This window comes from Paenibacillus sp. FSL R5-0744 (assembly GCF_037972555.1).
GTDB lineage: Bacteria > Bacillota > Bacilli > Paenibacillales > Paenibacillaceae > Paenibacillus_AQ.
On the sequence record NZ_CP150228.1, the window covers coordinates 4,687,112 to 4,711,633 of the forward strand.

General features: G+C 44.1%; 22 protein-coding genes. 5 read left to right on the plus strand and 17 right to left on the minus strand.

The window, feature by feature from the left end; all coding sequences use genetic code 11:
• Positions 1 to 40 precede the first annotated feature (40 nt).
• The 4 genes from MKY19_RS20695 to leuC form a co-directional block, all read right to left on the minus strand.
• Positions 41 to 1,480, minus strand: a complete 1,440-nt coding sequence (locus tag MKY19_RS20695; RefSeq protein WP_076284593.1) for an N-acetylmuramoyl-L-alanine amidase family protein — start codon at positions 1,478 to 1,480, stop codon at positions 41 to 43.
• Positions 1,481 to 1,627: 147 nt separating this feature from the next.
• Positions 1,628 to 3,196, minus strand: coding sequence for an N-acetylmuramoyl-L-alanine amidase (locus MKY19_RS20700; RefSeq protein ID WP_339797380.1), 1,569 nt, complete (start codon positions 3,194 to 3,196; stop codon positions 1,628 to 1,630).
• 186 nt (positions 3,197 to 3,382) lie between these two features.
• The gene (leuD, locus tag MKY19_RS20705) at positions 3,383 to 3,985 is read right to left on the minus strand and encodes a 3-isopropylmalate dehydratase small subunit (protein ID WP_042190082.1); all 603 of its coding nucleotides are present in this window, start codon (positions 3,983 to 3,985) and stop codon (positions 3,383 to 3,385) included.
• Positions 3,986 to 4,014: 29 nt separating this feature from the next.
• Positions 4,015 to 5,439, minus strand: a complete 1,425-nt coding sequence (gene leuC / locus MKY19_RS20710) for a 3-isopropylmalate dehydratase large subunit (protein WP_042190084.1) — start codon at positions 5,437 to 5,439, stop codon at positions 4,015 to 4,017.
• Positions 5,440 to 5,693: 254 nt separating this feature from the next.
• On the opposite strand from leuC, the gene MKY19_RS20715 reads away from it, so the two are divergent.
• From MKY19_RS20715 to proC, 5 genes are all read left to right on the plus strand, one after another.
• Positions 5,694 to 7,043, plus strand: coding sequence for an FAD-binding oxidoreductase (locus tag MKY19_RS20715; RefSeq protein ID WP_339797384.1), 1,350 nt, complete (start codon positions 5,694 to 5,696; stop codon positions 7,041 to 7,043).
• A 189-nt stretch (positions 7,044 to 7,232) separates the two neighbouring features.
• On the plus strand, positions 7,233 to 8,144 hold the full coding sequence (locus tag MKY19_RS20720) for a LysR family transcriptional regulator (RefSeq protein WP_076284590.1): 912 nt from the start codon (positions 7,233 to 7,235) through the stop codon (positions 8,142 to 8,144).
• A gap of 546 nt (positions 8,145 to 8,690) precedes the next feature.
• Positions 8,691 to 9,794: a glutamate 5-kinase gene (gene proB, locus MKY19_RS20725; RefSeq protein ID WP_042190091.1), complete on the plus strand. Its 1,104-nt coding sequence runs from the start codon at positions 8,691 to 8,693 to the stop codon at positions 9,792 to 9,794.
• A gap of 35 nt (positions 9,795 to 9,829) precedes the next feature.
• Positions 9,830 to 11,077 carry a glutamate-5-semialdehyde dehydrogenase gene (locus tag MKY19_RS20730; protein WP_042190094.1) on the plus strand — a complete coding sequence of 416 codons (1,248 nt, stop codon included), beginning with the start codon at positions 9,830 to 9,832 and terminating at the stop codon, positions 11,075 to 11,077.
• A 50-nt stretch (positions 11,078 to 11,127) separates the two neighbouring features.
• Positions 11,128 to 11,997, plus strand: a complete 870-nt coding sequence (gene proC / locus MKY19_RS20735) for a pyrroline-5-carboxylate reductase (protein ID WP_042190097.1) — start codon at positions 11,128 to 11,130, stop codon at positions 11,995 to 11,997.
• Between the two features lie 68 nt (positions 11,998 to 12,065).
• Here proC and MKY19_RS20740 read toward each other — a convergent pair whose 3' ends face one another.
• The 13 genes from MKY19_RS20740 to MKY19_RS20800 form a co-directional block, all read right to left on the minus strand.
• Positions 12,066 to 12,791, minus strand: a complete 726-nt coding sequence (locus MKY19_RS20740; protein WP_339797389.1) for a hypothetical protein — start codon at positions 12,789 to 12,791, stop codon at positions 12,066 to 12,068.
• Positions 12,788 to 13,891 carry a hypothetical protein gene (locus MKY19_RS20745; protein WP_339266147.1) on the minus strand — a complete coding sequence of 368 codons (1,104 nt, stop codon included), beginning with the start codon at positions 13,889 to 13,891 and terminating at the stop codon, positions 12,788 to 12,790. Before MKY19_RS20745 ends, MKY19_RS20740 begins: the two co-directional genes overlap by 4 nt.
• 18 nt (positions 13,892 to 13,909) lie before the next feature.
• Positions 13,910 to 14,395 (minus strand): hypothetical protein, encoded by a 486-nt coding sequence (locus MKY19_RS20750; RefSeq protein WP_052404371.1) that lies wholly within the window; start codon positions 14,393 to 14,395, stop codon positions 13,910 to 13,912.
• Positions 14,392 to 14,979: an RNA polymerase sigma factor gene (locus MKY19_RS20755; protein ID WP_339804420.1), complete on the minus strand. Its 588-nt coding sequence runs from the start codon at positions 14,977 to 14,979 to the stop codon at positions 14,392 to 14,394. The genes MKY19_RS20750 and MKY19_RS20755 overlap by 4 nt, the downstream gene beginning before the upstream one ends.
• Positions 14,980 to 15,073: 94 nt before the next feature.
• Positions 15,074 to 15,826 carry a DnaD domain-containing protein gene (locus MKY19_RS20760; protein ID WP_060622747.1) on the minus strand — a complete coding sequence of 251 codons (753 nt, stop codon included), beginning with the start codon at positions 15,824 to 15,826 and terminating at the stop codon, positions 15,074 to 15,076.
• Between the two features lie 26 nt (positions 15,827 to 15,852).
• Positions 15,853 to 17,151 carry an asparagine--tRNA ligase gene (asnS, locus tag MKY19_RS20765; RefSeq protein ID WP_036676308.1) on the minus strand — a complete coding sequence of 433 codons (1,299 nt, stop codon included), beginning with the start codon at positions 17,149 to 17,151 and terminating at the stop codon, positions 15,853 to 15,855.
• Between the two features lie 21 nt (positions 17,152 to 17,172).
• Positions 17,173 to 18,381, minus strand: a complete 1,209-nt coding sequence (locus tag MKY19_RS20770; protein ID WP_042190106.1) for an acetate kinase — start codon at positions 18,379 to 18,381, stop codon at positions 17,173 to 17,175.
• A complete protein-coding gene (locus MKY19_RS20775) occupies positions 18,378 to 19,250 on the minus strand; it encodes a 3-hydroxyacyl-CoA dehydrogenase NAD-binding domain-containing protein (RefSeq protein WP_042129488.1) in 873 nt (290 codons plus the stop codon). The genes MKY19_RS20770 and MKY19_RS20775 overlap by 4 nt, the downstream gene beginning before the upstream one ends.
• Positions 19,251 to 19,383: 133 nt before the next feature.
• A complete protein-coding gene (locus MKY19_RS20780) occupies positions 19,384 to 20,886 on the minus strand; it encodes an AAA family ATPase (protein WP_339797394.1) in 1,503 nt (500 codons plus the stop codon).
• On the minus strand, positions 20,879 to 21,421 hold the full coding sequence (locus tag MKY19_RS20785) for a hypothetical protein (protein WP_042190109.1): 543 nt from the start codon (positions 21,419 to 21,421) through the stop codon (positions 20,879 to 20,881). The genes MKY19_RS20780 and MKY19_RS20785 overlap by 8 nt, the downstream gene beginning before the upstream one ends.
• 408 nt (positions 21,422 to 21,829) lie before the next feature.
• Positions 21,830 to 22,348 carry a DUF5590 domain-containing protein gene (locus MKY19_RS20790; RefSeq protein WP_076284583.1) on the minus strand — a complete coding sequence of 173 codons (519 nt, stop codon included), beginning with the start codon at positions 22,346 to 22,348 and terminating at the stop codon, positions 21,830 to 21,832.
• A gap of 169 nt (positions 22,349 to 22,517) precedes the next feature.
• Positions 22,518 to 23,819: an amidohydrolase gene (locus MKY19_RS20795; RefSeq protein WP_339797398.1), complete on the minus strand. Its 1,302-nt coding sequence runs from the start codon at positions 23,817 to 23,819 to the stop codon at positions 22,518 to 22,520.
• Positions 23,806 to 24,459 (minus strand): redox-sensing transcriptional repressor Rex, encoded by a 654-nt coding sequence (locus MKY19_RS20800; protein WP_076284581.1) that lies wholly within the window; start codon positions 24,457 to 24,459, stop codon positions 23,806 to 23,808. The genes MKY19_RS20795 and MKY19_RS20800 overlap by 14 nt, the downstream gene beginning before the upstream one ends.
• Positions 24,460 to 24,522 lie beyond the last annotated feature (63 nt).

A 24,522-nucleotide genomic window follows, 5' to 3' on the forward strand; every position in this document is an offset into this window, starting at 1 on the left:
CAGAAAGCTGACTTTGCGGCGCTCGTCTGCCACTGGTCTGTTATTTTATACCCAAATATTCCTTAATCCCACTCACTATTGAAGCCGCAACTTTGTTTTGAAGTGCATCTGTAAAGAGCAATGCTTCATCTTTTTTGTTGCTAAGGTATCCCACTTCAAGTAATACTGCAGGCATTTTCGTTTCACGGATAACATGGAAATTCCCATAACGTACACCGCGATCGCTAAGCCCTGTAGCTTGAACAAGATATTTATGCATCACGTTCGCCAATGCTTTACTGGCTTCCCGTTGATAATACGTTTCTGTTCCACTAGCTGATGAGGAACCGGAGCTATTGGCGTGTACAGATATGAAGATATCAGCTTTTAAATTATTCGCCATAGCTGCTCTTTCTTTAAGCTCCAAGAAAGTATCATTACTTCGTGTTAACACGACGTCAATATTACTTTCTTTTTTCAGCAATTCAGCTGTCTTAAGTACGATGGCCAAATTAAAATTCTTCTCGTATTTACCTGTAACACCCACTGCTCCAGAATCTTTAGCACCATGCCCTGCATCTAATACTACTAGCTTTCTGCCATTATTTCCTGGTTGTGTAGTAGTATCATCAGTGCTTTCCGCATTTAGATCGATTACAACCAGCTTAGAATCGTCTCCAGTTACGCTAACGTTGTAATTCTTAGCATAGTTCAAATCGATTACAAAACGTACTGTATAAGGATTCGTGCTATAAAGGGAGTAACGTACTCCTGATACATCGGGATAATCTTTCACTTCCAAGCTACCGTTTAGGTCAGGATCAAGGATCTGTCCTGTGCCAAATAGGTCTGAGAAGGTGGCATTAGGTAAATCAACAACTAACCGATCCGGCCCAGTCATCACTGTCACTTTCGGTACTGAATTACCCTCCATGGCAATGCTTAAACGATTTTCACTAAAGCTCACACCATTTACCATCGTTAAATTCTTAGAAGGATCTACCGGCGGTACAACCTCAGATCCACCATTTTCAGTATTTCCACCTGAACTGCCGTTATCATTTGAGGATCCTGGGGTAATAAGATACACACTCTTCTTCACGTTGTCCCACGAGACATTTAATCCGAACTGTTCACTAATGAACCGAATCGGTACAAGTGTCGTATTACTACGAAGGATAGGTGCTGTGGTAAGCGTTACTGTCTTGTCATCAACTGAGGCTATCTTTTGATTCACAACCAGTTTGATGACCTTTCCTTGCTGTTCAATCGTTACCGTCTTGCTCTTCTGATCCCAACCCACGTTATATCCAAGGCTTTCAGAGATCAACCTTAACGGCACCATGATTGTATCATTCACATTCTCAACCGGGACATTTTGCCCTGCGGTCAGCTCCTTGCCGTCCAGAAAAATCTTGCTATTCCCGGCAGCAGCATGTCCGTTCTCAGGCAAAACAAATACTAAGAGCAACAAAAACAACATCAAACTGAATTTCTTCATTCTTCACCTCTAAATCTAGTATTCGCCTGTGAATGGCGATCGTGATGGCCTGTCTACGTCAACCTCAGACCTCTATTAGACGCTAATAATCTATAAAGGTTGCGAATATATTCCATAAAAATTGAGAAATCTCACCAACATTAAGCATTAAAGTCCTAAATATTCCTTAATACCAGCTACAATTTCCCTCGCTAATTTGTCTTGAAGCTGCTCACTATACATCCCTGATTCATTTCCTGAATTAGTAAGATACCCCACTTCTAGAAGTACTGCCGGCATACTGGTTTCTCTTGTAACATGCAGACTTTTCGTTCTTACTCCGTTGTCCTTGAATCCAGTACCTGCTATCAGATGTTTGTGCATGACCTGAGCAAGCGGCAGACTCCCACTACGCGAATAGTACGTTTCACTGCCATTTATTTTGTCTCTATTCGGATAACCCAGCTCTAGTGAATTCCCATGCACTGAAATAAATAGATTAGCCTTTGCTGCTTCTGCGATATTTACTCGATCCTGAAGACCCAACGTAATATCTTCAGTCCTAGTAAATACGACGTCAACCAAAGCTTCCTGCATAAGTAGTGTTTGCACTTTACGGATAACTGACAGATTGAAGTCTTTTTCCAGCTTACCCGTGAGACTGACTGCTCCTGATTGTGTCCCTCCATGACCCGCGTCGAGAACTACAACCGGCTTTCCTGTCATTCGACTACCACCTGAGGTGTTCCCTTCACTGCCTGTAACATTCAAATCCAGTGTCACCAGTCCAGTACTTTCATCCGTACTTAATTGATAAGGCTGACTCCCGACCGTTTGAATCACGAACCTAACAGTAGAAGGACTTACACTGAACAACGCATACCGGATCTCAGAAACTAGAGGGTAACCAGTAACATCCAGCTTCCCTTGCGGACTTCCGTTTGTGGTAATACTCGGTAGACCTCCTACGAAATCAGGAGCAAAAGCTGCACCGGGAAAATCTACGACGATTCGATCTGGACTGCTCATTTTTGTGATGCTAGGTTTAGGAGCCCCAGAAACAGCGATGATTAATCGATTCTCAGTGAAGGCTGCCCCATTTACAAGCGGACCTGCTGCATTCACACCAGTGCTTCCTGGTACTGAGGTAGATTGTGGTGTCGGTGAGGGCAAAACACTTCCAGCGCTTGTGCCATTATCCACGCCGGGTGTAGTAATCTGAGTTGGAGAAGGAGTACTTGTTGCTGTTGGACTAGTAACGGTTCCCTCAGGTGTAGCCACCGAAGCTTGTCCACCCGTCAAATAGACCGTTTTATCGCTATTATCCCAGCCAACCTTTAGACCGAACTGCTCACTTACGAAGCGAATCGGAACGAGAACTGTACCACCGCTTTGCTTGGGTGCTGCGTTTAAATCAAACGTTACTCCATCCGCATCAGCTGTTTTTTTTCCTACAGCCAGCTCAATGCTTTTTCCATCTTGGTGAACCGTTACTTTGCGGGCCTGCTGCTCCCACAATACCTCAAATCCAAGATTCTCCACTACCACTCTGACGGGAATCATAACGCTACCATTGACGTTCTCAAGTTTAATTCCTTTTGGTAAAGCAAGCTCTTGATTGTCCATAATAATTCTGCCTGAGCTGCTACCAGCTGCGGCAGCTTCACGTCCAGTGAATGATAGTAAGAATAATGGCAGCAACAATAGTAGCAACGTTCGATACCCAACTCTTCTCATTTTCCCGCTCCTTCTGCAAGTAATAGATCTAGATAAGTATTAAGACGACAGAAATCACCAAATGTTTCCTTTATCACCAATCAATATTTCGATTATAGCAAAAAAACTTCTATTTCCGACACCCGGAAATAGAAGTTTTGCGTAATTTTTGTAAAAGTTAAGAATCAAACCAGTTATATCCTATTATTAAGAGAATAACTTAGCCGCATGACGCTCTTCATACGCAGCAATTTCATCTGCATGCTGAAGGGTTAATCCGATATCATCCAGACCTTGCAGCAAGAACTGACGACGGTGCTCATCCAGATCAAAGCTGATGCTCAGTCCAAATTCATCGTGAAGTGTATTGCTCTCAAGATCCACGGTCAATTGGTAGCCATCATGCTCGGCTGTCCGATTAAACAGCTCATCCACTTGCTCTTCCGAAAGCTTGATCGGCAAAATGCCATTCTTAAAGCAGTTGTTGTAGAAGATATCTGCATAAGAAGGTGCAATAACAACTCTGAACCCATAATCCATAATCGCCCAAGGTGCATGTTCCCGTGAGGAACCACAGCCAAAGTTAGCACGTGAGATCAAGACAGAAGCACCTTTATAGCGTGGCTTATTCATTTCAAAGGCAGCGTTATCGTTACCAGCTTCATCAAAACGCCATTCGTAGAACAAAAATTGTCCAAATCCTGTCCGTTCAATCCGTTTCAAGAACTGTTTTGGGATAATAGCATCCGTATCTACATTCACCCGATCTACTGGTGCAACAATTCCTGTTAATTTTTTAAAAGCATCCATAGTTTTATCCTCCCGTGTTCTCTCTAGTTCTATGAGCTGACAGCTTCCGTCTTATAGTTCCAATCACGTACATCAGTGAAACGGCCTTTTATCGCAGCTGCAGCAGCCATAGCTGGGGATACCAGATGCGTGCGTCCACCGCGACCTTGACGTCCTTCAAAGTTACGGTTCGAGGTAGATGCACAGCGTTGCCCAGGTTGCAGTACATCAGGGTTCATCGCAAGGCACATGCTGCATCCCGCTTCGCGCCATTCAAAGCCCGCGTCAGTAAAGACTTTATCAAGCCCTTCCTTCTCAGCCTGCATTTTAACACGACCAGATCCAGGAACAACAATGGCAGTAACCTTGTCAGAGACTTTATGGCCTTTTGCTACCACGGCTGCCGCTCTCAAATCTTCGATCCGTCCGTTAGTACAAGAACCGATAAATACATAATCAATTGGAATTTCAGAAATAGGAGTTCCAGGAGTCAAATCCATATATTCAAGCGCTTTTTCAGCAGCTTTGCGTTCATTTTCAGTGGTAAAGTCAGCCGGATTTGGCACGCTAGAGTTGATATCTGTACCCATGCCCGGGCTAGTACCCCAAGTCACTTGTGGAATCAATGTCTCCACATCGAATTCAACCACCGTATCATACTGAGCACCTTCGTCACTAACAAGACTCTTCCATCCTTCAACAGCAGCGTCATATGCTTCGCCTTGCGGCACATATTGACGTCCACGCAGATAGTTAAAAGTAGTTTCGTCAGGAGCGATCAAACCTGCTCTTGCTCCACCTTCGATCGACATGTTGCAGACGGTCATACGTTCTTCCATCGACAGCTCACGAATAGCTTCACCTGTGTATTCAATTACATAACCTGTTGCAAAATCAGTACCATACTTAGCAATAACACCAAGGATCATATCCTTTGCTGTTACACCAGGATTGCGTTTACCTGTGAAACGAACTTCCATAGTCTTAGCTTTGGATTGCTGCAAACATTGGGTAGCCATTACATGTTCAACTTCACTAGTACCGATACCAAAAGCCAGCGCACCAAATGCTCCATGTGTGGAGGTATGGCTGTCACCGCAAACGATAGTTTTACCAGGGTGCGTCAAGCCGATCTCAGGTCCCATTACGTGTACAACGCCTTGATCGATATCATTCAGGTCGAACAATCTAACACCAAAATCAGCACAGTTTTTAGAAAGTGTATCAATTTGCTGCTTGGAAATTGGATCTTTAATATTAAAACGATCCTTGGTAGGAACGTTGTGATCCATTGTAGCGAAAGTCAGCTCAGGACGGCGAACCTTGCGGTTACTGAGGCGAAGTCCTTCGAAAGCTTGTGGAGAAGTTACTTCATGAACCAAATGCAGATCGATATAAATAATGCTAGGTTTACCTTCCTCTTGATGAATAACATGATTATCCCAAATCTTTTCAAACATTGTCTTGTTGCTCATAATTTCACCTCATTAATAGAATCGTTCATTGGAAGAGAGCGTGGAGTCTCTCTTGAATGATCTAAATATAACATCACCATCTTTATAATTCCAAGATATGATATCTATAGAAGTGATAGGTTTAACCTATAAATTGAAGATGTTTTTTTTGCTGAGACCCTAGTCAGCCCACTCCTTAGACGAATGCCCTTCATACTATATCGGGTCCTGGTTGAAATGCAGTGCATTTGTTAGCGCAGAAGGAGTTGGAACAATTGAGGTCAGGAACGAGACTTACCGGGCGAGTTATTTTCAAAGGTGATCAAGGGTATGAAACGGCACGTAAGAATTGGGATCCGCATACTGACAAATTCCCGAAAGTGTTTGTTTTCGCACAAAAAACACAAGATGTTGCGAACGCCATAAAATGGGCTAACGAGAATAAAGTCCCCATCCGCGCAAGAAGCGGTAGACATTCTCTGGAGGTTAATCTTTCACAGGTCACCGGAGGAATTGTCATCGATGTAAGTGAAATGAAGAAAATCAAACTAAATAAAAAATCAGGAACTGTTGTTGTGGGTACCGGAAATACAGTTGGGAGAATTGCACACACGCTTGCTGGGCAAGGATATATGGCTCCATTCGGTGATAGCCCTACGGTTGGAATCGGAGGCATCACCCTAGGCGGGGGTATCGGACCGCTCCAGCGAACCGTGGGCCTTGTGAGTGATAATCTAATCGAACTCGAAATGGTTGATGCCAAAGGGAAAATTATTCGTGCCCATAAGAATAGTAACTCTGATCTCCTCTGGGCTTCCCGTGGAGGTGGCGGGGGGAATTTCGGAGTTTACACCAGTTACAAATTCAAAGTACGTCCTGCTCCAGCTTCGGCTACCGTTTTTCGTATCACCTGGCCTTGGGATCAGTTCGAGAAGGTATTCAAAGCTTGGCAACTCTGGGCTCCTTGCGTTAATACCAAACTAGGCAGTGAATTATCCATTGGTCCGAAAAAAGGCGGTAATGTCACTATGACGGGGCTGTTCCTCGGATCAAAGGCAGAGGCTTCCCGCCTCTTAAAGCCCGTTACGAGCGTTGGAACGCCTACGAATCAAATCATCCGCTCTTTGCCCTATACAAAAGTAGTGAGTTTTATGTTAGCGCCTGATCCAGTGCTAACTCAAAGAGTCAGCAACCAGTTCTCCAGCGGTTTCGTAAGAAAACCCTTCCCGGACAAGGCAATTAAGTCCATGCGTGAATTCTTAGAGAAAGTGGAGGGAGAATTCGCAGGTTTCTTTTTCCTCAACTGGGGTGGAGCTGTGAGCCGTAAGTCACCCAAATCTACAGCCTTTTACTGGCGTAAAGCGAAATTCTATGTTGAGTGGAATAGCTCATGGATCAAGAAATCCGAAGCTGCCAGAAATATATTCGTAGTACGAAATACACGCCGGAAGCTGCAGCCATTTATCGTGGGGAGCTACATCAACGTTCCAGACCAGGGAATTAAAAATTCCGGACCAGTATATTATGGAGCGAACTATCCTAGATTACGGAGAGTCAAAGCTAAATATGACCCGGGAAATATATTTAACAACCCTCAAAGCATCTCTCCAGCCCGCAAAGTATAGTAAGACGTAATAGCGTAGCATCGAAATTAGACCGGCAAACATAAAGGACTCCAGCGAATACTGGTAATCCACCCCTTCCTATTTGCCGGTCAGTGCGTTCGTGCACGAACTTACATGTGAACCTATATAAAACTTCAGTTTCATAGTTTATACTTATAAGTAAAAACAATCTCCCAAAGGAGTTTATACATGGAACTGAGACAACTACAATATGTACTGCAAATCGCAGCCGAAAAAAACTTCTCCCGTGCAGCGGACAAGCTGCACATTGCCCAACCATCACTCAGTCAGCAGCTTTCCAAGCTGGAAAAAGAGCTCGGTGTAATGCTGTTCCAGCGAAATACCAGCTCTGTTGAACTGACCTATGCTGGATCTAAATTCGTAGAGCAAGCTCAAATCATCATTGATGGCGTAGAACTGCTGCGACAAGAAATGTCTGATATTTCTGAACTGCGTACCGGGCGCGTCGTTGTAGGCAGTATGCCGATCACTGGTGCACATTTACTGCCGCATGTGCTTCCGGTTTTTAAACAAAATTACCCGGAAGTAGAAATCACTCTGCTCGAAGACTCCTCCATGAACCTAGAGAAGCTCACTGCGAGTGGTCAGACTGATTTAAGCCTGCTCTCATTGCCGCTCGAAATTCCGGCACTTGCTTACGAAGAACTGGGTGAGGAAAGGATCGATCTTGCAGTCCCACCCGAACACCCGCTAGCTAAACGTAGCTTAGATGGAACTAAGACCTCTTTGGAAGAACTAAAGGACGAGCCATTTATCGTACTTAAAGAAGGCCAAGGCTTCCGTAAAATGACTATGGATCTGTGCCGAAACGCTGGCTTCGAACCAAAAATTGTTTTTGAGAGCAATAACATGGAAACAGTTCAGTCACTGGTCGCCACTGGAATGGGTGTAACTCTTGTGCCTCATTTTATTGCCCGTGCACCGCGGAGTGAATTCGTCCCTGTCTACTTACCGCTCACTGATCCTGCCCCTAGCCGAACACTTGTCGTAGCCTATCGACGCGGACGTTATTTATCTAAAGCCGCTAAGGCTTTTGTAGAAACATTTAAATCTACGGTATCTGAATTAACCGAAGAATAGACCCTTGGAAGGCCGCTCTGATCATCTGACACCGAGCCACACTTTCATTAACTGGCCGCTTTTTCGTTTAGATCTTGATTCTGCGCCTGCTCAGGATTGTTGTCTTTAGTCAATTTAATCCACCTCTTGGTAACAGATTATAAGTATTCCACCCCCTTACTTAGAGGTTAAACTGAATAATCAAAGCTTTCTAATGCGAGAAATAGTTCCTTCGTTTTTCCTTTGCAAAGCAACCATCTCCATGGTATTCTATTGAAAATAAGTGAAACGTGCAGACGGGACCAGTAAGAATGAGTCTAACCGCGCCTAGAGAGTAAATTCCGACAGGCTGAAAGAATTTACCGCGGTTTTCGTTCCGAATCCTACCCCCGAGCGGCCTGTGCTAAGCAGGACGGATCCTCCCGTTACGAGAATGAAGTCGGATGATCCCTCATCAATGAAGGTGGTACCGCGGAAGTTTACAAGCTTTCGTCCTTTGCTAAGTCTAAGGATGGGGGCTTTTTGTCATTTTCAGCATCTATAAAAATACTGAGGAAGTGAACAGATATGACGACACGAATCGTAGTCAAAATAGGCAGCAGCTCACTGACTGGAACAGAAGGCGGATTGAATCGCGAAGCCGTGTCCTTCTTCGCTTCAGAGATTGCCGAATTGAAGAGAAACGGCTGCGAGGTGTTATTAGTAACCTCCGGTGCTGTAGCCGCAGGCTTTCGCAGTATCGGTTATCCTACACGTCCGAAGCTGCTGCATGAGAAGCAAGCAGCTGCTGCTGTAGGCCAAGTACTGCTCATGCAGGCATATCAGGAAGCTTTTGCCGAGCATGGAATAACCACAGCACAGATCCTACTAACCCGTACCGACTTTTGTAGTCGCAGAGCTATGAACAACGCGATGATGACGGTAGAAGAGCTGCTTCGCCTAGGAGCGGTACCCGTATTTAACGAGAATGACACCGTCTCCGTTGATGAGTTAAAATTCGGTGATAACGATACTTTGTCCGCGCTGGTAGCTAACCTGCTGAAAGCCACCAGATTGCTCGTCTTAACTGACATGGATGGCTTATATAGTGGAGATCCTCGGAAACATCCCGACGCTGTTCGCTATCAGTTCGTTGATGATATTACGCCGGAGATTTATGCTATTGCTGGTGGAGCTGGCTCTAGTGTGGGGACAGGTGGCATGCGTTCAAAAATCGATGCTGCCAAGATCGCTACACGAGGCGGTGTGCCCGTCTTTGTTGGGAGAGCTACCGAACCAGGGGATTTACAACTCGCAGCGACAGGCTCGGGCCGAGGTACTTATTTTGCAACCAAGTTATCTTCTTTACCTGTTAAAAAGCAATGGCTTGGCTTTATGTCCACCCCACTCGGCTCCCTGTACGTTGACGAAGGCGCCGTTGAAGCGCTGCTTCATGGCGGTCATAGTCTGCTGCCTGTCGGCGTCAAGCAGATCGAAGGTAACTTTCACGCTGGGGATGTTGTAGAAGTCCTTGGACCAGACTCCAAATTGCTGGGACGCGGGATTGTGAATTACGATGACACTCAGCTGCGCAGTATTCAAGGTTTACCCAGCCGTCAGATTGTACCGAAGCTGGGAGAAGTACACCGGCTGGAGGTCATTCACCGTGACGAATGGATTACATTGAGGTAAAAATTTTGCCCATACAAATTTAAGGAGGAATCGTCATGAGTGAAGTTGTCAATAAAGCAAAATTAGCCAAGGAAACCACCGGAGTATTAGCGAGTCTAACTACCGGCCAAAAAAATGAAGCACTCTTAGTTATGGCTGATGCGCTGCGTCGTGAAGCTCCAGCTATCATTGCTGCCAACCGGGAAGATCTGGAACGCGGACGCTTAAGTGGTACTCCCGAGTCCATGCTTGATCGACTAGCGTTAGATGTAGGCCGAATTAACAGTATCGCAGAAGGACTTCAACAAATCGCTGTATTACCTGATCCAATTGGTGACACGCTAGAAACTATTGAACGTCCAAATGGTCTCAACATCCAGAAACTCCGTGTTCCACTCGGTGTCATCGGCATCATCTATGAAGCACGTCCAAACGTAACTGTTGATGCCGCTGGTCTGTGTCTAAAGACTGGTAACGCTGTTGTGTTGCGTGGTGGCTCCTCCGCCCTGTCCTCCAACCGACAAATTGTCGAGGTTCTTCACAACGCTCTAGCAAATACTTCAATGCCGAAAAATGCGCTACAGTTGATCGAAGATCCCAACCGTTCCTCCGTTGATGAAATGCTTAAGCTCAACGGACTACTTGACGTGATTATCCCTCGCGGAGGAAGTTCTCTGATTCAAAATGTTGTGCTTAACGCAACCGTGCCCGTCATTGAAACGGGTGCAGGCATCTGCCATACTTATCTCGACGCAAGCGCTTTGCCAGAAATGGCTCAGAACATTAGTCTGAATGCCAAAGCACAGCGCCCTTCAGTTTGCAATTCCATGGAGACGCTACTCGTTCATAAGGATTACGCAAACGAGTATCTGCTTTCTTTGGCCGAAGCTTTCCGTGATGTTAACGTTGAATTACGTGGCTGCCAGGAAACATTATCCTTTGTCCCATGGGCATTACCTGCAACATTAGAGGACTATGCTACTGAATATAATGATTATATCTTGAATATCAAAATCGTCAGCGATTTAGACGAAGCTATGCAGCATATCGCCCAGTATGGCACGAAGCACTCGGAATGTATCGTAACTGAAGATCCGGATAACGCTTCACGCTTCTTACAGGAGGTTGATGCTGCAGCTGTTTACCACAATGCTTCAACCCGCTTCACAGACGGCTTTGAATTTGGATTTGGTGCAGAGATCGGCATTAGTACACAGAAACTCCATGCCCGTGGACCGATGGGTCTGCCTGCTCTTACTTCAACCAAATATAAGATTTACGGAACAGGTCAAATTCGGGGTTAGTGTCCATGCATCCGTTTTTAATTACACCACTTTTAGGAGGATTTTGAGCCATGTGTCAGCAACCTTCCATTCCACTTATGAATCATAATATTGTATTTTATGGCGCAGGCTCTATGGCAGAAGCCATCGTTCGCGGGATGATTAGCCGTAGTATCGTAAAATCCGATAATGTTATTATGCTTAACCGTAGCAGTAGTGAACGTCTGGCAGAACTAAGAAGTCGTTACGGTGTAATCGGTACAAATGATCCTGAACAAAAAACAGATTACCTACGGAACTCACCAGTAATCGTGTTGGCTATGAAACCAAAAGACGCTGCAGAAGCACTTCGGGGACTCAGCCCACTTCTCTCACCTGATCAGATCATAGTCTCTGTAATTGCTGGGCTGTCCATTCGAACGATGCAAGGTCTGCTTGGCAAAGAGCAACCCATCGTCCGTACTATGCCGAATACTTCTAGTTCCATAGGTCTTGGTGCCACTGGCATAGCCTTTTCCAAAGAAGTAGATGAGAAAGGACGACGCCTAGCACTCAACATCTTTGAAGCTGTCGGACTAACAACAGTCATTGATGAAGAACGCATGGAGACCTTAACGGGTATCTCCGGCAGTGGGCCTGCCTATATTTATTATATGATGGAGGCAATGATCGCTGCCGGTATACGGGGCGGACTGCCGCTTGATCAAAGCACGGAGTTAACCGTTCAAACGGTTCTTGGCGCTGCTAGAATGGTACAACAGACGGGCGAGGATCCAGCTGCACTTCGTAAAAAGGTCACATCCCCGAATGGCTCTACACAAGCAGCGATAGAAGTACTCGAGCAGGGAGAATTTTTCGAAACTGTCATCGCGGCAGTAAATCGCTGTGCCGAACGTTCCCGTGAAATGGGCGCTGCGCTTGAGAAAGAGCTGCATTCGTAAAATAAAAAGATCGCTTCCCATACCACATTGGTCAGGAAGCGATCTTTTTTTTCAATTTAAGGCCATGATTAGCCCGTTACAACATTTCCATAAGTATCTCGAACAATCACTTTAACATTAGCCGGAGCCCCAACAGTCACGTCCAGCGTGTTCCTAGAATTATCGAATAGCAGATCTCTAGGAGTTTCCCCTAAAATGATGTATAGCGTATTCCCAACATGCTTAGTTTGAAGCAGCTGTTGTTCTTTTGCTTCTTGTAGCTTTCCTTTATTTGAAGAATAACTCCCGAATACATTCAGCTCGTTTCCACCCGTTTGATCTACTTTAATCCCATAAGGCTCTGCAGCTTGGATAATGATGGTACTAACTCCCTCTGGAACGGCTCCCTTCCAATCTGGCAATGCGTAACTTTCTTGCACAGCTGAAACGGTACGGCGAAATTCCTGTGTTAATCCTAAAGAACTAAATCCCGCAAAAACCAGACAACATACAGCTATAAACCCTACGAACAGAACGCTTAGTACATCATAATACATTTTTCCTTTTCCACGAAACCATAAAGTGTATATCACAATTTCTAAGCCTAATAATATAAAAATGATCGGCCACCAAGCAAGCGTCGTCTCAAACACTTCGGCGCCCCTCCACTGCGAGACCATGATTAGTGCTCCCAGAAATAAAAGGCTCAATCCCATCGACAACGTTCCAACACGCCAGCGTCTTGATTTATCTTCAGCAACCGGACGCTCACTTGAAACAATAACTCCTTGCTGTAATTCTGTCTGATTATTCAAGAATGACCACCTGTCCCTTTTCTCCCTTTATTGTTCTTGCTTCCCGCCATCAGCTTCAAACCACCGCCAATCAACAGCACAGATACGATAAAGGTCCTGAAATATTCATTGACTATATACTCTAAACGCCATCCAGGAAATCTGATATCAAGCGCAGGAACTGCGACATTAACTACAATGTAATACAGTCCTAGACACATCAGAGCAGCGCCAAGCCATCCTTGATGATTTAAAAATCCTTCTATGACTGGCTTATCCTGTAAAGGTTCACGTCCATGTCGGCTGACAAGCTGTAAGCCATCGAACAAACTGTAAAACCAAATGACTGGAATGAGGAAGAATAGCAGCGTTAAACGCAGTAGGTCCATGACATAAATACTCCCTAGAAATAGCAGCATGAGCTGTAATCCTCTTTTTTGCAGCCCTAGATACATTTGTCCGGCACCCGGAAAAGCAGAAAGCAATGTAGCCAAAACTTTGCTACGGCGCCCCTCCTCACGACCAGCCTCCATTTCTTCGAATAAAGTACGATCTACCATTTCTTCTCCAGCTTGCTTACGATGGATTAACTGAACCGCATCAAACATACAATATAACCAAATCACTGGTAATACGCCAAACAGAAGAAGGAAAACATCACTTGACGTAATCCCTGCCAGGAATAACATCACGGTCATGAAACCGAAGAAAGAAATGAGGAAAGACAATCCTCGCTGCATCAACCCCATATGAAAATGACCCAATCCTGGAATGAACGATAATAAAATTACATGTACACGCTCATTATCGTCTGTCTTAACGGGCATTGAAGAAAAATCAAAATTCGATCCATCTGGAGTCATTGCCGGAGCAGGCATCTGGAGCATTTTAACCACCAGATGCACCATCGAAACCGTCCCAATAAGTAGGAACCCTATCACACCCATTAATAGAATATCCTCGGCACCTTCAGCCACAGCTATTAAGAAAGACATAAATAAGATGCCAAAGCTTAACAGAAGATAAACAATTCCCTGTGGGCGTTTTCCCATATAATAATGACCTGCTCCAGGAATCAAATTAAGAAAAAAAGCTTTTAATTTACTACGCTGCTGTTGCATATTTCATTTCTCCTCTCATCACTTTCTGCTGCCCATTAGCTGATCCAACCATCCGCTAGTTGCCTGTATGACTTGCTCGCTAAATGATGGGGAATTATCTTTTTTAGGGATCATAAGCTCCATTTGACCTGTGTGCAACTTATCAAACATACCAGATGTCATTATCAACAGCGTAAGTGACGCGGCAACCGCATAATGAAAGATTGTCTTTTCATACCAGCGATATCGCCGTACCCCTTCTTCAACCGTCACTTGTTCCAATGCTGCTGACGATTCCGTCATACTAGCCCAATCTGCCATAACCCTCTCTGTAAAAATAGACGAATTCTCCAATGAAGGCAGATCCTCCTGTAGCTCATCCAACATTTCCATGTATGAAGTAAAACTTTCCGTATCTTCCAGCAGCAACTGTTCCCAATCTTCTCTGGTCGCCTCGTCCATGTGACCTTCAATATAAGATTTCGCTTGTTCCCGTTGGATTAGATCGTCTCCACGCTTCATCATAGCCATTCGTCCTCCTTCCAATGATTTCGGATCCATTGTCTCGCCCTATACAATCTGGACTCTACCGTCTTCAGGGAAATTCCCTGCTCTGCAGCAATCTGATCATATTTTTTATGTTCCAGATAATAAGCCACCATAATTTCACGATGAGTTTCAGGCAGGCTATTGATTTCACCGAGCAGCCGATCCATCCGATCACGGCGTATAACACCTGACAACACATCCTCTTCGTTGGAAGCGGTCTGGCTCAGTACAAGCTCATAGTCAACAGGAAGTTCCCTAAGTCGATCACGTTTACGTTTCGCATCAATTGCCTTATTTAAGGCGATCCGTGTAATCCATGACTTTAAGCCTTGATAACGGTAGTCAGGGAGAGATTTGTACATTTGTAAAAAAGCTTCCTGAGCAGCATCTTCAGCCATTTTGACATCGTGTAATACAGAATAAGTAATTTTGTAAATTTGCTGACTATATGTATTTACAAATTGACGGAATGCATCCTCGTTACCTTGGCAAATCCGCTGGATTAATACCTCTTCTTCAATGACTCTCCCCTCCTTCCCACAGCAATAGACGCGCCCGATAACAACTACCCCTGCATTTTTTTATAAAAATATTAAAAAGAACCGCACTGACTTTAGCGATGGGCTAAAGCAGTGCGGTTCTCTCCTAATCTATCTATCTTCCGCCATTGCGGAATTTTTGTGTATAGTTCTTTACATCCTGAGCGTTCTTGACCCGGTTGCGGGCCCATTCCAGCAATATTCGATCAATATAACGGAAATGAACCTTTCCTGCAAATACAGATTCCTTCAGCGCTAACAGAATCAGCTCCTCGGGATACCGGTCTTGATCCACCCAACTGGATATCGTCTCACACTCCATTGGAGATAGCGGACGTCCGAATTCCTTTTCGAAAATACTGAACAGATTTCGGCTTTCCTCTTCAGCCCCAAGTTGAGAAGGAGATGAGGGGGGCTTTCCGCCGAATCCACCCCCTGAAGCAGCTCGAGGTGCCGACGTTGCATAGCCACCTACGTGCTTATCTTGCTCATGCTCTTGTACAACTGTCGCTAGATAAGCACCAAGCTTTCCGTATAACCCTGAGAAATTGTAGCGTTCATAATGGATGTCTCTTAGCTCATCGTTGTCTCCATCGATGCTAATAAAACCTTCCTTCATAAGCTTCTGCAACTCTCCTGCTAGTACAGATATGCTACGGCCAGTTACAACCTGAAGCTCCTCAAGAGAAGGGAAGTCAATCCCTTCCACCTGCCTGAAAGAAAGCAGATGTATCAGCAGCATAGCTTCACTTCCGCTTAAATTCAGCTTCCGGTAATACTTCAGTAATGCGTAAGGTATGACGGCCATTCCGTTCTCCAGACCGAAGGAGACGCCTTCGCCCCAGGTACTCCATCCTTTGCCGTCCATGAACGTCCCCCTTCAAATATAAGAACTTATGGGTAGAGACGGTACAGTGTACGTGGGAATGGAATAGTCTCACGTACATGGTCAAGGCCACAGATCCAAGCTACAGTACGCTCAAGTCCAAGTCCAAAACCAGAGTGAGGTACAGATCCGTAAGTACGCAGATCCATGTACCATTTGTAAGAGTCCATCGAAAGATTATGCTCTTTGTAACGCTCTTCAAGCAGCGCAGGATCATCGATCCGCTGTGAACCACCAATAATCTCTCCGTAGCCTTCTGGAGCGATCATATCCGCACACAGTACGACTTCCGGACGGTTTGGATCTGGCTTCATATAGAACGCTTTGAAAGAAGCAGGATAATGAGTAATAAATACAGGTTTATCGTATGCTTCTGCGATTGCTGTTTCATGAGGTGCACCGAAATCATCACCCCAAGCAATATCTTCAAAGCCTTTATCGTTCAAGAACTTGATCGCATCGTCATAAGTAATGCGTGGGAATGGTGCTTTGATATTCTCCAGCTTGGAAATATCGCGACCTACCGCTTCCAACTCCGCACGGCAATTCTTCAATACAGATTGCACTACGAAGCTAATAAATTCTTCCTGAACCTTCAAGCTTTCTTCGTGATCTGTAAAGGCCATTTCTGGCTCGATCATCCAGAACTCAATTAAGTGGCGACGAGTCTTAGATTTCTCTGCACGGAAAGTTGGTCCAAAGGAATATACACGGCCTAGTGCCATTGCCGCAGCTTCCATATACAACTGTCCGCTTTGTGTTAGATAAGCGTCCTCATCGAAGTACTTCGTGTGGAACAAGTTAGTAGTTCCTTCTGCTGACGTTGGCGTCAGAATCGGAGGATCCACCTTTGTAAATCCACTCTCGTTGAAGAACTGTTGGATTGCACGAATAATTTCCGCACGAATTACCAGAACAGCCCGCTGCTTCGATGCACGCAGCCAGAGGTGACGGTGATCCATCAAGAAATCTACGCCATGCTCTTTCGGAGTAATTGGATAATTCTCTGTAAGATGCAGAACTTCAATTCCAGTTACAGTCATTTCAAAACCAGATTGACTGCGAGGTTCCTCGCGGATAATTCCGGTCACATACAAAGAGCTTTCCTGTGTGAGGCTCTTAGCTGCATCCCATACCTCTTCAGGCACTTCTGATTTCACTACAACTCCCTGAATATAACCTGTACCATCGCGAAGCTGCAGGAACTGAATTTTACCACTGGAGCGCTTGTTGTTTACCCAACAACCGATAACAACACTCTCTCCAACATGTTCATTCACGTTCTTAATTACACTCTTGTTAGCCATGCCTTCAATCTCTCCTCTAATTTAGCCGTTAATTCCTTGCACAATACGGTGTGTATCACGTGCAATGACAAGTTCTTCGTTTGTCGGAACTACTAGCACTTGTACCTTGGAATCTTCCGTAGAGATACGACGTGGATCGCCGGAACGAACTTTGTTAGCTTCAGCATCCAACTCAATACCCAGGAACGTAAGGTTATTTAGCAGTTTCTCACGAAGCAATGAAGCATTTTCACCAACACCGGCAGTAAATACGATCGCATCTACACCGTTCATGGCAGCCGTATATGAACCGATATACTTGCGCAAGCGGTACTCATACATTTCAAAAGCTAGTGTGGAATTAGGCTCACCTTTTTCCATACCATCAATAATATCGCGCATGTCACTGCTTACGCCCGAAATTGCTAAGAGACCACTATGTTTATTCAACATGGAGTTAACTTCGCCTACGGACAATTCTTCCTTGTTCATCACATAAGGGACAATTGCTGGGTCAAGATCACCACTGCGAGTACCCATCATCAAACCTTCCAGAGGGGTCATACCCATGGAAGTATCCACGGACACTCCACCTTGAACTGCAGTTACACTACCGCCGTTACCGATATGACAAGTAATGATCTTCAGATCTTCCAGCGGACGCTCCAAGTACTCCGCAGCAGCCTTGCTTACGAAGTCGTGTGATGTACCGTGTGCGCCATAACGACGAACTTTATATTTATTGTACAATACTCTAGGAATAGCGTACATATAAGCTTTTTCAGGCATGGTTTGGTGGAATGCAGTATCGAATACAACAACCTGCGGTACACCTGGCATATTTACTTCAGAAGCCGTAATCCCCATCATTGCTGCTGGGTTATGCAGTGGTGCAAGGTCAAACAATTGACGAATTTTCGTTTTTGCGTCAGCATCCACAAGTGCGGAGGATTTGAAGAACTCTCCACCATGCACTACGCGGTGACCTACAGCATCAATTTCTTTAATAGATTCAATTACACCATGCTCTTTGTCTGTAAGACAAGCAAGGACTTTGCGGATCGCAGTATTATGTTCCAGAATTTCGCTTACTTCTGTCACTTCCGCTTTGCCAGTAGGTTTATGATTCAGAATGGAGGAATCCATCCCAATACGTTCAACCAAACCCTTAGCCAAAACCGATTCATCGGTCATGTTATACAGCTGATATTTCAAAGAAGAACTACCTGAGTTAATAACTAAAATATTCATACACGGTCACCATCCTTGTCGTACTTGAAGAAGCCTTCTCCTGATTTCATACCCAGTTGTCCTGCACGTACCATCTTCTTAAGAATTGTAGAAGGACGGTATTTCAGTTCTCCGTATTCACGGAACATATTTTCGAGTGCCGCAAGTACCGAATCCAGGCCAAATCTGTCAGCCATTTCAAGCGGTCCATATTGGAATTGATAACCAATACGCATAGCATCGTCAATATCCTGTGCGGAGGCAACGCCTTCTTGCAGCACATGCATAGCTTCATTGATAAACAAGCAAATGAGGCGTGATGTTACAAATCCTGGGGATTCATAAATCATTACACCTTTTTTCTCAACAATCTCATCAACAAAGGATTTTGTATCTTCAAAAGTAGCATCTGAAGTTTTCAGACCACGTACGATTTCTACAAGATCCACTTTAGCTACAGGATATATGAAATGCATTCCGATCACGCGTTCCGGATACATCGTAGAACTTGCAAGTTCAGTCAAGCTAAGTGTTGATGTATTGCTGGCAAGAATAATGTGGTTCGGGCATACTTGATCCAATTGATTCAAAATCTTTTTCTTTTCTTCCAAATCCTCAACAATGGTTTCGATAACCATGTCACAAGAGCTGAGCTCCGCGAAATGTGTCACTTTTTGAATACGGCTAAGAATCAGCTTCTTCTCAGCTTGAGTGATCGCCCATTTCTCCAGTTGCTTATCTAGACTTGTCTCGATCATTTCGTAAGAGTAGTCCAGTTTCTCCGCGGTTTTCTCCACTAGTAATACATCCAGGCCTTTGGCTGCTAACATTTCAGCAATACCTTGTCCCATTGTGCCACCGCCGATGACACCTATTTTTTTGAAATTCATAAAAAAGTCTCCATCCTTTCAGGTATCTATACTTTTGTATTGTACCTTGTCTGTCGCAAAAATTTATAAAGCCCGACATATAATGATATCTTAGCATGCCTGAAAAGTAAAAAAAAATAACCAGCATAAATATTTATGCTGGTAAAAGGACGCTGTCACGAAATTGACATCGAAATTGCTCTCCAGAGAGTACTTCTTCCTTCATTAAAATGTCAAGAGAGTAATCAAATACATTTCGTTGCTTTTCAAGGTGCTCACGAGTGCGCGTCATCAGCCCATCCAATATCTTACTATTTTCCTTCATAAGCTCTTCAGTGGTAACCATTTCCAGCTTAGCGATACCCAGCGAAGTTAAACCTGACTTCATCATCGTTTCCACAATATTCAGCGCCTGATCGAAATCACCCCGTGAACCTGTGCTTCGTCCACCATAATACATTTCTTCAGCAGCTGCTCCACCAAGTGCAATCATAATCTGATCTTCGAGATAATCTTTGGTGTACAAATACTGCTCTTGCTGAGGATTATGTCGCACATAACCAAGGGCTTGCCCACGCGGAGTCAGCGTAACCTGACTAACGCTTCCGGGACGAAGGAGCTCTGCCATGATGGCATGTCCCAATTCATGAATGGCGACTCTCTTTTTCTCTTCATTATTTGTTTCTCTATCCGTTTTTTCACCCATCATTACCTTGTCAATCGCCATCGACAGATGCCGCTGCTCAACTTTCGTCAAGTCCTCACGCATCATATAAATCGCAGCCTCATTCATGACACTTTCAAGCTGAGCACCGGAAAAGCCATAGGCTTCTTCAGCGATTTTGTCGAGACTCACCTCTGTATGAAGAGGCTTATTCTTCGCATGCAATTCGAGAATCGATTTGCGGCCCTTTTTGTCAGGCATGTCCACTTGAATATGACGGTCGAAGCGTCCAGGACGTAACAATGCTGAATCAAGCATTTCTTTCCGGTTTGTTGCAGCTACCAGCAAAATACGCGGAGTTTCGTTATTATAAATACCATCCATCTCGGTCAATAGCTGATTTAAGGTCTGATCATATTCACGTTGCTGACCGCCTTCGCGCTTACCGCCAATAACGTCAATTTCATCAATAAAAATAATGGCACTTTGTTTGTTCTCCTTAACAGCACGGTTACGAGCATCCTTGAACAAATCGCGGATCCGACCAGCCCCGACACCAACATACATTTCTACAAATTCACTACCTGATGCAGCTACGAATACGGAGTTTGTATAATGCGCTGCTGCTCTGGCCATAAGGGTCTTACCTGTTCCTGGAGGGCCAGTGAGCAGAATCCCTTTCAAAGGACGAATCCCAAATTTACTAATCTCCTCGTGCCGGATCAAAAAATCGAGTGCCTCACGAAGCTCTTGCTTCGCATTGTCTTGCCCACCAATTTCTTCAAAAGTGAGCTTTGAAGGCCCTTCCTTCTGGCGTTTCTTCCCCGCACCAGCGTTCACCGTAAGCCCGCCACGCAAATGAGCAATTATAAGTAATGCAGTAAGCATTCCAGCTGCTATAACAATCGGGAATATATTAATACCTAAAAAAGCCATGAAAATAAACAGCACAGGAATAAATCCGAGTAAAATTTCTTTAAGGTACTTAGGCATTATTCCATACCCCCAAGGTCGCAGGTTTTCGCGGCAAAATAATAAATTTGCTTTCTTTTCCATTACTCAAGCTTACGTACACATTGTTGTCGTCGATATCAGTAGATGCTATCACATCTTTAAATTCCGTATTTTGCTGTTTCAATCTATCAAGTTCTGTAGGTATAATCGTATATTTACGGCTCTCCATGGCTTCAGCTACAGAGAACATCGCTTTATCCCAGTAATCATCCAATAGTTCACTTGAATTTTGCTCCACATCGAGTTTAAGTTTACGTCCTTCAATCACTGATTTTCCTTCTTTGGATACATACGATACTAGATCACGTAAATTCGTGCCCGGCTGCAAATCAAGTTTCAAAGTGACCTCATCGCGGTTAATACTAATATGTGAAGTATTTACTCCCTCAAATCCGGTTACAATCTTTTGGAGCGGTTCCTGTAAAGCAAACTGACGATATAAAAAGAATCCTCCGAATAATAGCATAGCCGACAGTAGAGACGTTATCAGTACAGGTACAAGACGTAATTTCAAGAAACGTCCTCCTCTCAAAGATGAAAAAATGTAAACAGAATGATCCAAAGTCATAGCTGCTAAGAGCTCATCAGAGCCTGACGTTCTACTAACACTGTTCTAATTACAAACAGTAGTATATCACAGGTGTATATACTATATTGAAAAAAAGTGTGAAGATATTTAAAATTTTATTTTTTAATTCTTTCCATTTTATTAAATTTATTGATTTAATTCGACAAAAAAAGGGCTGTTACTCTTAACTAACAGACCTTTTTTCGTATGAATCTTTAAATACCAATACATAAAAACTACTCTTATAGTATATCACAATTCGTGTACTTATAGTATATCAAATAATATGTCATTTTAAAAAACAAGCGAACCATAAATGGTCCGCTTGTTTCTCCTATAATGCTTTTGTTTAATTTAGCGGCTAGGTAAACTGTAACCTTCACCCATTCGAGCCCCATCTGAGAACCGATAAAATTGATAATAATATCGACCGCTTTGTTTATAAAAAAGCTGCCAAGCATACTCCCCGTTATATACTCCTGGCAACAACCGCTCAATGCTGATGTCCGGAAGATCGGCTTTTATAAGGCTACGCATTTTCGCTTCAGAGGTCCCTTTACTTAGTTCTTCAGCATATACTGCGTCGGTTCCTTCAGCAAACTTCCCGTCTACAGTAAAACGTACCCAAACCATCAACTCGGTCCCGGCTTCATTCTTCCCTGTTAAGACCCAGTACACCGCATTATCATCCCACACGGATTTCTGCGCTTTGGTTACCTCTGTCAGACCAGCACTGGTTTTAGCGACATCCTTAGCGATATCTCGCTCGTTCCATTGATCTTTCATAATATAAGCATAGAACTGGATAAGTCCGAACAGAAGGAGCAGAATCAGAACTGACCCCAGGAGGATCCATTTTTTCCTTTTCTTCAAGGTACAGCTCCCTTTCTAGTAATATATCTTTTTTGATTATATAACACACCTGTGTGTTTATCCAAAGTTTCATATCCAATTCAATGATCTAATGATCAGAAACACAAAAGGCTGTAACTTTGCAATCGCAGAAAGTCACAGCCTTTCAGTTATTCGTTATGATCTTAGACTATCGTTTAAGCAGTCCATCAAATAATTCTTGCGCCTTACGACGGATTGCTTCCTCATCTAGCGTTACACATTCTCCATGTTTTACAACCTGTTTACCATTCACCCATACATGCTCAACGTCCTTGGCGCTGGCAGAGTATACAGCATGAGACAACAGATCTGTGTGTGGTAGCAAATGCGGCTGGTCTATATCAATCGCGATAAAGTCCGCTTTCATGCCAACAGCGAGTCTACCCACATCATTTAAAAAGATAGACTTTGCGCCATACTCTGTAGCTATACGCAGCGCTTCCGGAGCTGGGACAGCCGTCGGATCACCACTTACACCTTTATGGATGAGGGCTGCAAGACGCATCTCTTCAAACATATCCAGGTTATTATTGCTTGCCGCACCATCTGTACCCAGTGACACCTTCACACCAGCCTTTAGAAGATCCGTAACCCGAGCCACTCCACTAGCCAGTTTCAGATTACTTCCTGGGTTATGAGACACGCCTACATCATGACGAGCCAGTATCTCGATCTCTTCATCATTCAAATGAACGCCATGTGCAACAATAGACGGACGTGTGAACATTCCAAGCTTCTCTAAATGCGCTACAGGCCGAAGTCCGTAATCCACCACATTCTGCTCCACTTCGCGTTTGGTCTCGGACATATGGGTATGCATCGGTAAATCCAAATCATGTGCCGCTTGTACAAACTTAACAAAGAAGTCCGGTGGGCAAGTATATGGGGCGTGTGGCGAGATCATCGTCGTAATTCTACCATCAGCCTTACCATGCCAATTTCGTGCAAAAGAAATCGCTTCCGCAAGCTTGTGATTTTGTACTTCCTCTGGGCATAATCCGATTACGCCTCTCATCAGTACGGAACGGATGCCTGATAATTCGACTACCTCTGCTACTCGATCCATATGATCATACATATCCAAGAAGGTTGTAGTACCACCTTTTAGCATTTCCAGTACCGACAAGGAGGTTCCCCAGTATACATCTTCTCCAGTGAATTTCGCTTCCATCGGCCACATCTTCTCTTGAAGCCACACCTGAAGTGCTAAATCATCTCCATAACCACGAAGCAATGACATTGCGGCATGGCCATGTGTGTTTACCAGACCTGGCATAAACAGCAGACGACTGCCATCAACAACTTGCACATCATCTTCCATTAAAGGTTCTTCTTTTCCTATGTAAGTGATCAAATCATCTTCAATAGTCATATATCCGCTCAGAACCGGCTCATCCGTTCCCGGAATAAGAAAACGCCCGCCCTTAATAATCGTTTTACTGCTCTTCATTTCCGCTTTCTTCCTTTCCGTCTTTCAAATAATAAGCAAGGCTTTGCAAATCCGTTGTAAAATCGGCAGCATGAACACGGATATTCGATGGTGTTTTTAGAATCACTGGTGCAAAATTCAAAATCGCCTCAATGCCAGACTCAATGAGAATATCTGCTACATTCTGCGCTTCTGAATCAGGCACAGTAATGATCCCAATTCGAATACCTTGCTCACGAACCGTCTGACCAAGCTCCTCCATCGGTTGAACGGTAAGAGAGTTGATTTTCCGCCCTACCTTAGGTGCATAGGAGTCAAATATAGCGGTAATCTTCATAGTATCTTTCAGATAAGCATTGTAATTAGATAATGCATGTCCAAGGTTACCAGCACCTACTAAAGCCACATTCAATTGTTGATCCAGCTTCAGAATATGACGGATTTTTTCAATAAGATAAGTTACGTCATACCCGATACCTTTTCTACCAAAGTCTCCAAAATAAGCTAAATCTTTACGAATTTGAGCAGGATTCAAATCAAGTTTTTGTCCTAGTTCTTGTGAGGAAACGGTTAATATTTCACGTTTCTGGAGATCATTCAAGAAACGCAAGTACACAGGAAGTCTGCGAACAACGGCTTCTGATATTTTATCCGATTTCATAATTTACCTCCTAATTTAAGTGATATTCTGTTCAAATCCTATCGAAATATCTGCACCTCGTCT

What these genes read in the sequence shown, in the direction of transcription:
- leuC (WP_042190084.1), bottom strand. Translation starts at nt 5,439, where the DNA reads ATGAGCAACAAGACAATGTTTGAAAAGATTTGGGATAATCATGTTATT.
- MKY19_RS20750 (WP_052404371.1), bottom strand. Translation starts at nt 14,395, where the DNA reads ATGATGAAGCGTGGAGACGATCTAATCCAACGGGAACAAGCGAAATCT.
- MKY19_RS20775 (WP_042129488.1), bottom strand. Translation starts at nt 19,250, where the DNA reads ATGAATTTCAAAAAAATAGGTGTCATCGGCGGTGGCACAATGGGACAA.
- proC (WP_042190097.1), top strand. Translation starts at nt 11,128, where the DNA reads ATGTGTCAGCAACCTTCCATTCCACTTATGAATCATAATATTGTATTT.
- MKY19_RS20760 (WP_060622747.1), bottom strand. Translation starts at nt 15,826, where the DNA reads ATGGACGGCAAAGGATGGAGTACCTGGGGCGAAGGCGTCTCCTTCGGT.
- MKY19_RS20720 (WP_076284590.1), top strand. Translation starts at nt 7,233, where the DNA reads ATGGAACTGAGACAACTACAATATGTACTGCAAATCGCAGCCGAAAAA.
- MKY19_RS20780 (WP_339797394.1), bottom strand. Translation starts at nt 20,886, where the DNA reads ATGCCTAAGTACCTTAAAGAAATTTTACTCGGATTTATTCCTGTGCTG.
- asnS (WP_036676308.1), bottom strand. Translation starts at nt 17,151, where the DNA reads ATGGCTAACAAGAGTGTAATTAAGAACGTGAATGAACATGTTGGAGAG.
- MKY19_RS20695 (WP_076284593.1), bottom strand. Translation starts at nt 1,480, where the DNA reads ATGAAGAAATTCAGTTTGATGTTGTTTTTGTTGCTCTTAGTATTTGTT.
- MKY19_RS20795 (WP_339797398.1), bottom strand. Translation starts at nt 23,819, where the DNA reads ATGAAGAGCAGTAAAACGATTATTAAGGGCGGGCGTTTTCTTATTCCG.
- proB (WP_042190091.1), top strand. Translation starts at nt 8,691, where the DNA reads ATGACGACACGAATCGTAGTCAAAATAGGCAGCAGCTCACTGACTGGA.
- leuD (WP_042190082.1), bottom strand. Translation starts at nt 3,985, where the DNA reads ATGGATGCTTTTAAAAAATTAACAGGAATTGTTGCACCAGTAGATCGG.
- MKY19_RS20770 (WP_042190106.1), bottom strand. Translation starts at nt 18,381, where the DNA reads ATGAATATTTTAGTTATTAACTCAGGTAGTTCTTCTTTGAAATATCAG.
- MKY19_RS20745 (WP_339266147.1), bottom strand. Translation starts at nt 13,891, where the DNA reads ATGCAACAGCAGCGTAGTAAATTAAAAGCTTTTTTTCTTAATTTGATT.
- MKY19_RS20700 (WP_339797380.1), bottom strand. Translation starts at nt 3,196, where the DNA reads ATGAGAAGAGTTGGGTATCGAACGTTGCTACTATTGTTGCTGCCATTA.
- MKY19_RS20800 (WP_076284581.1), bottom strand. Translation starts at nt 24,459, where the DNA reads ATGAAATCGGATAAAATATCAGAAGCCGTTGTTCGCAGACTTCCTGTG.
- MKY19_RS20730 (WP_042190094.1), top strand. Translation starts at nt 9,830, where the DNA reads ATGAGTGAAGTTGTCAATAAAGCAAAATTAGCCAAGGAAACCACCGGA.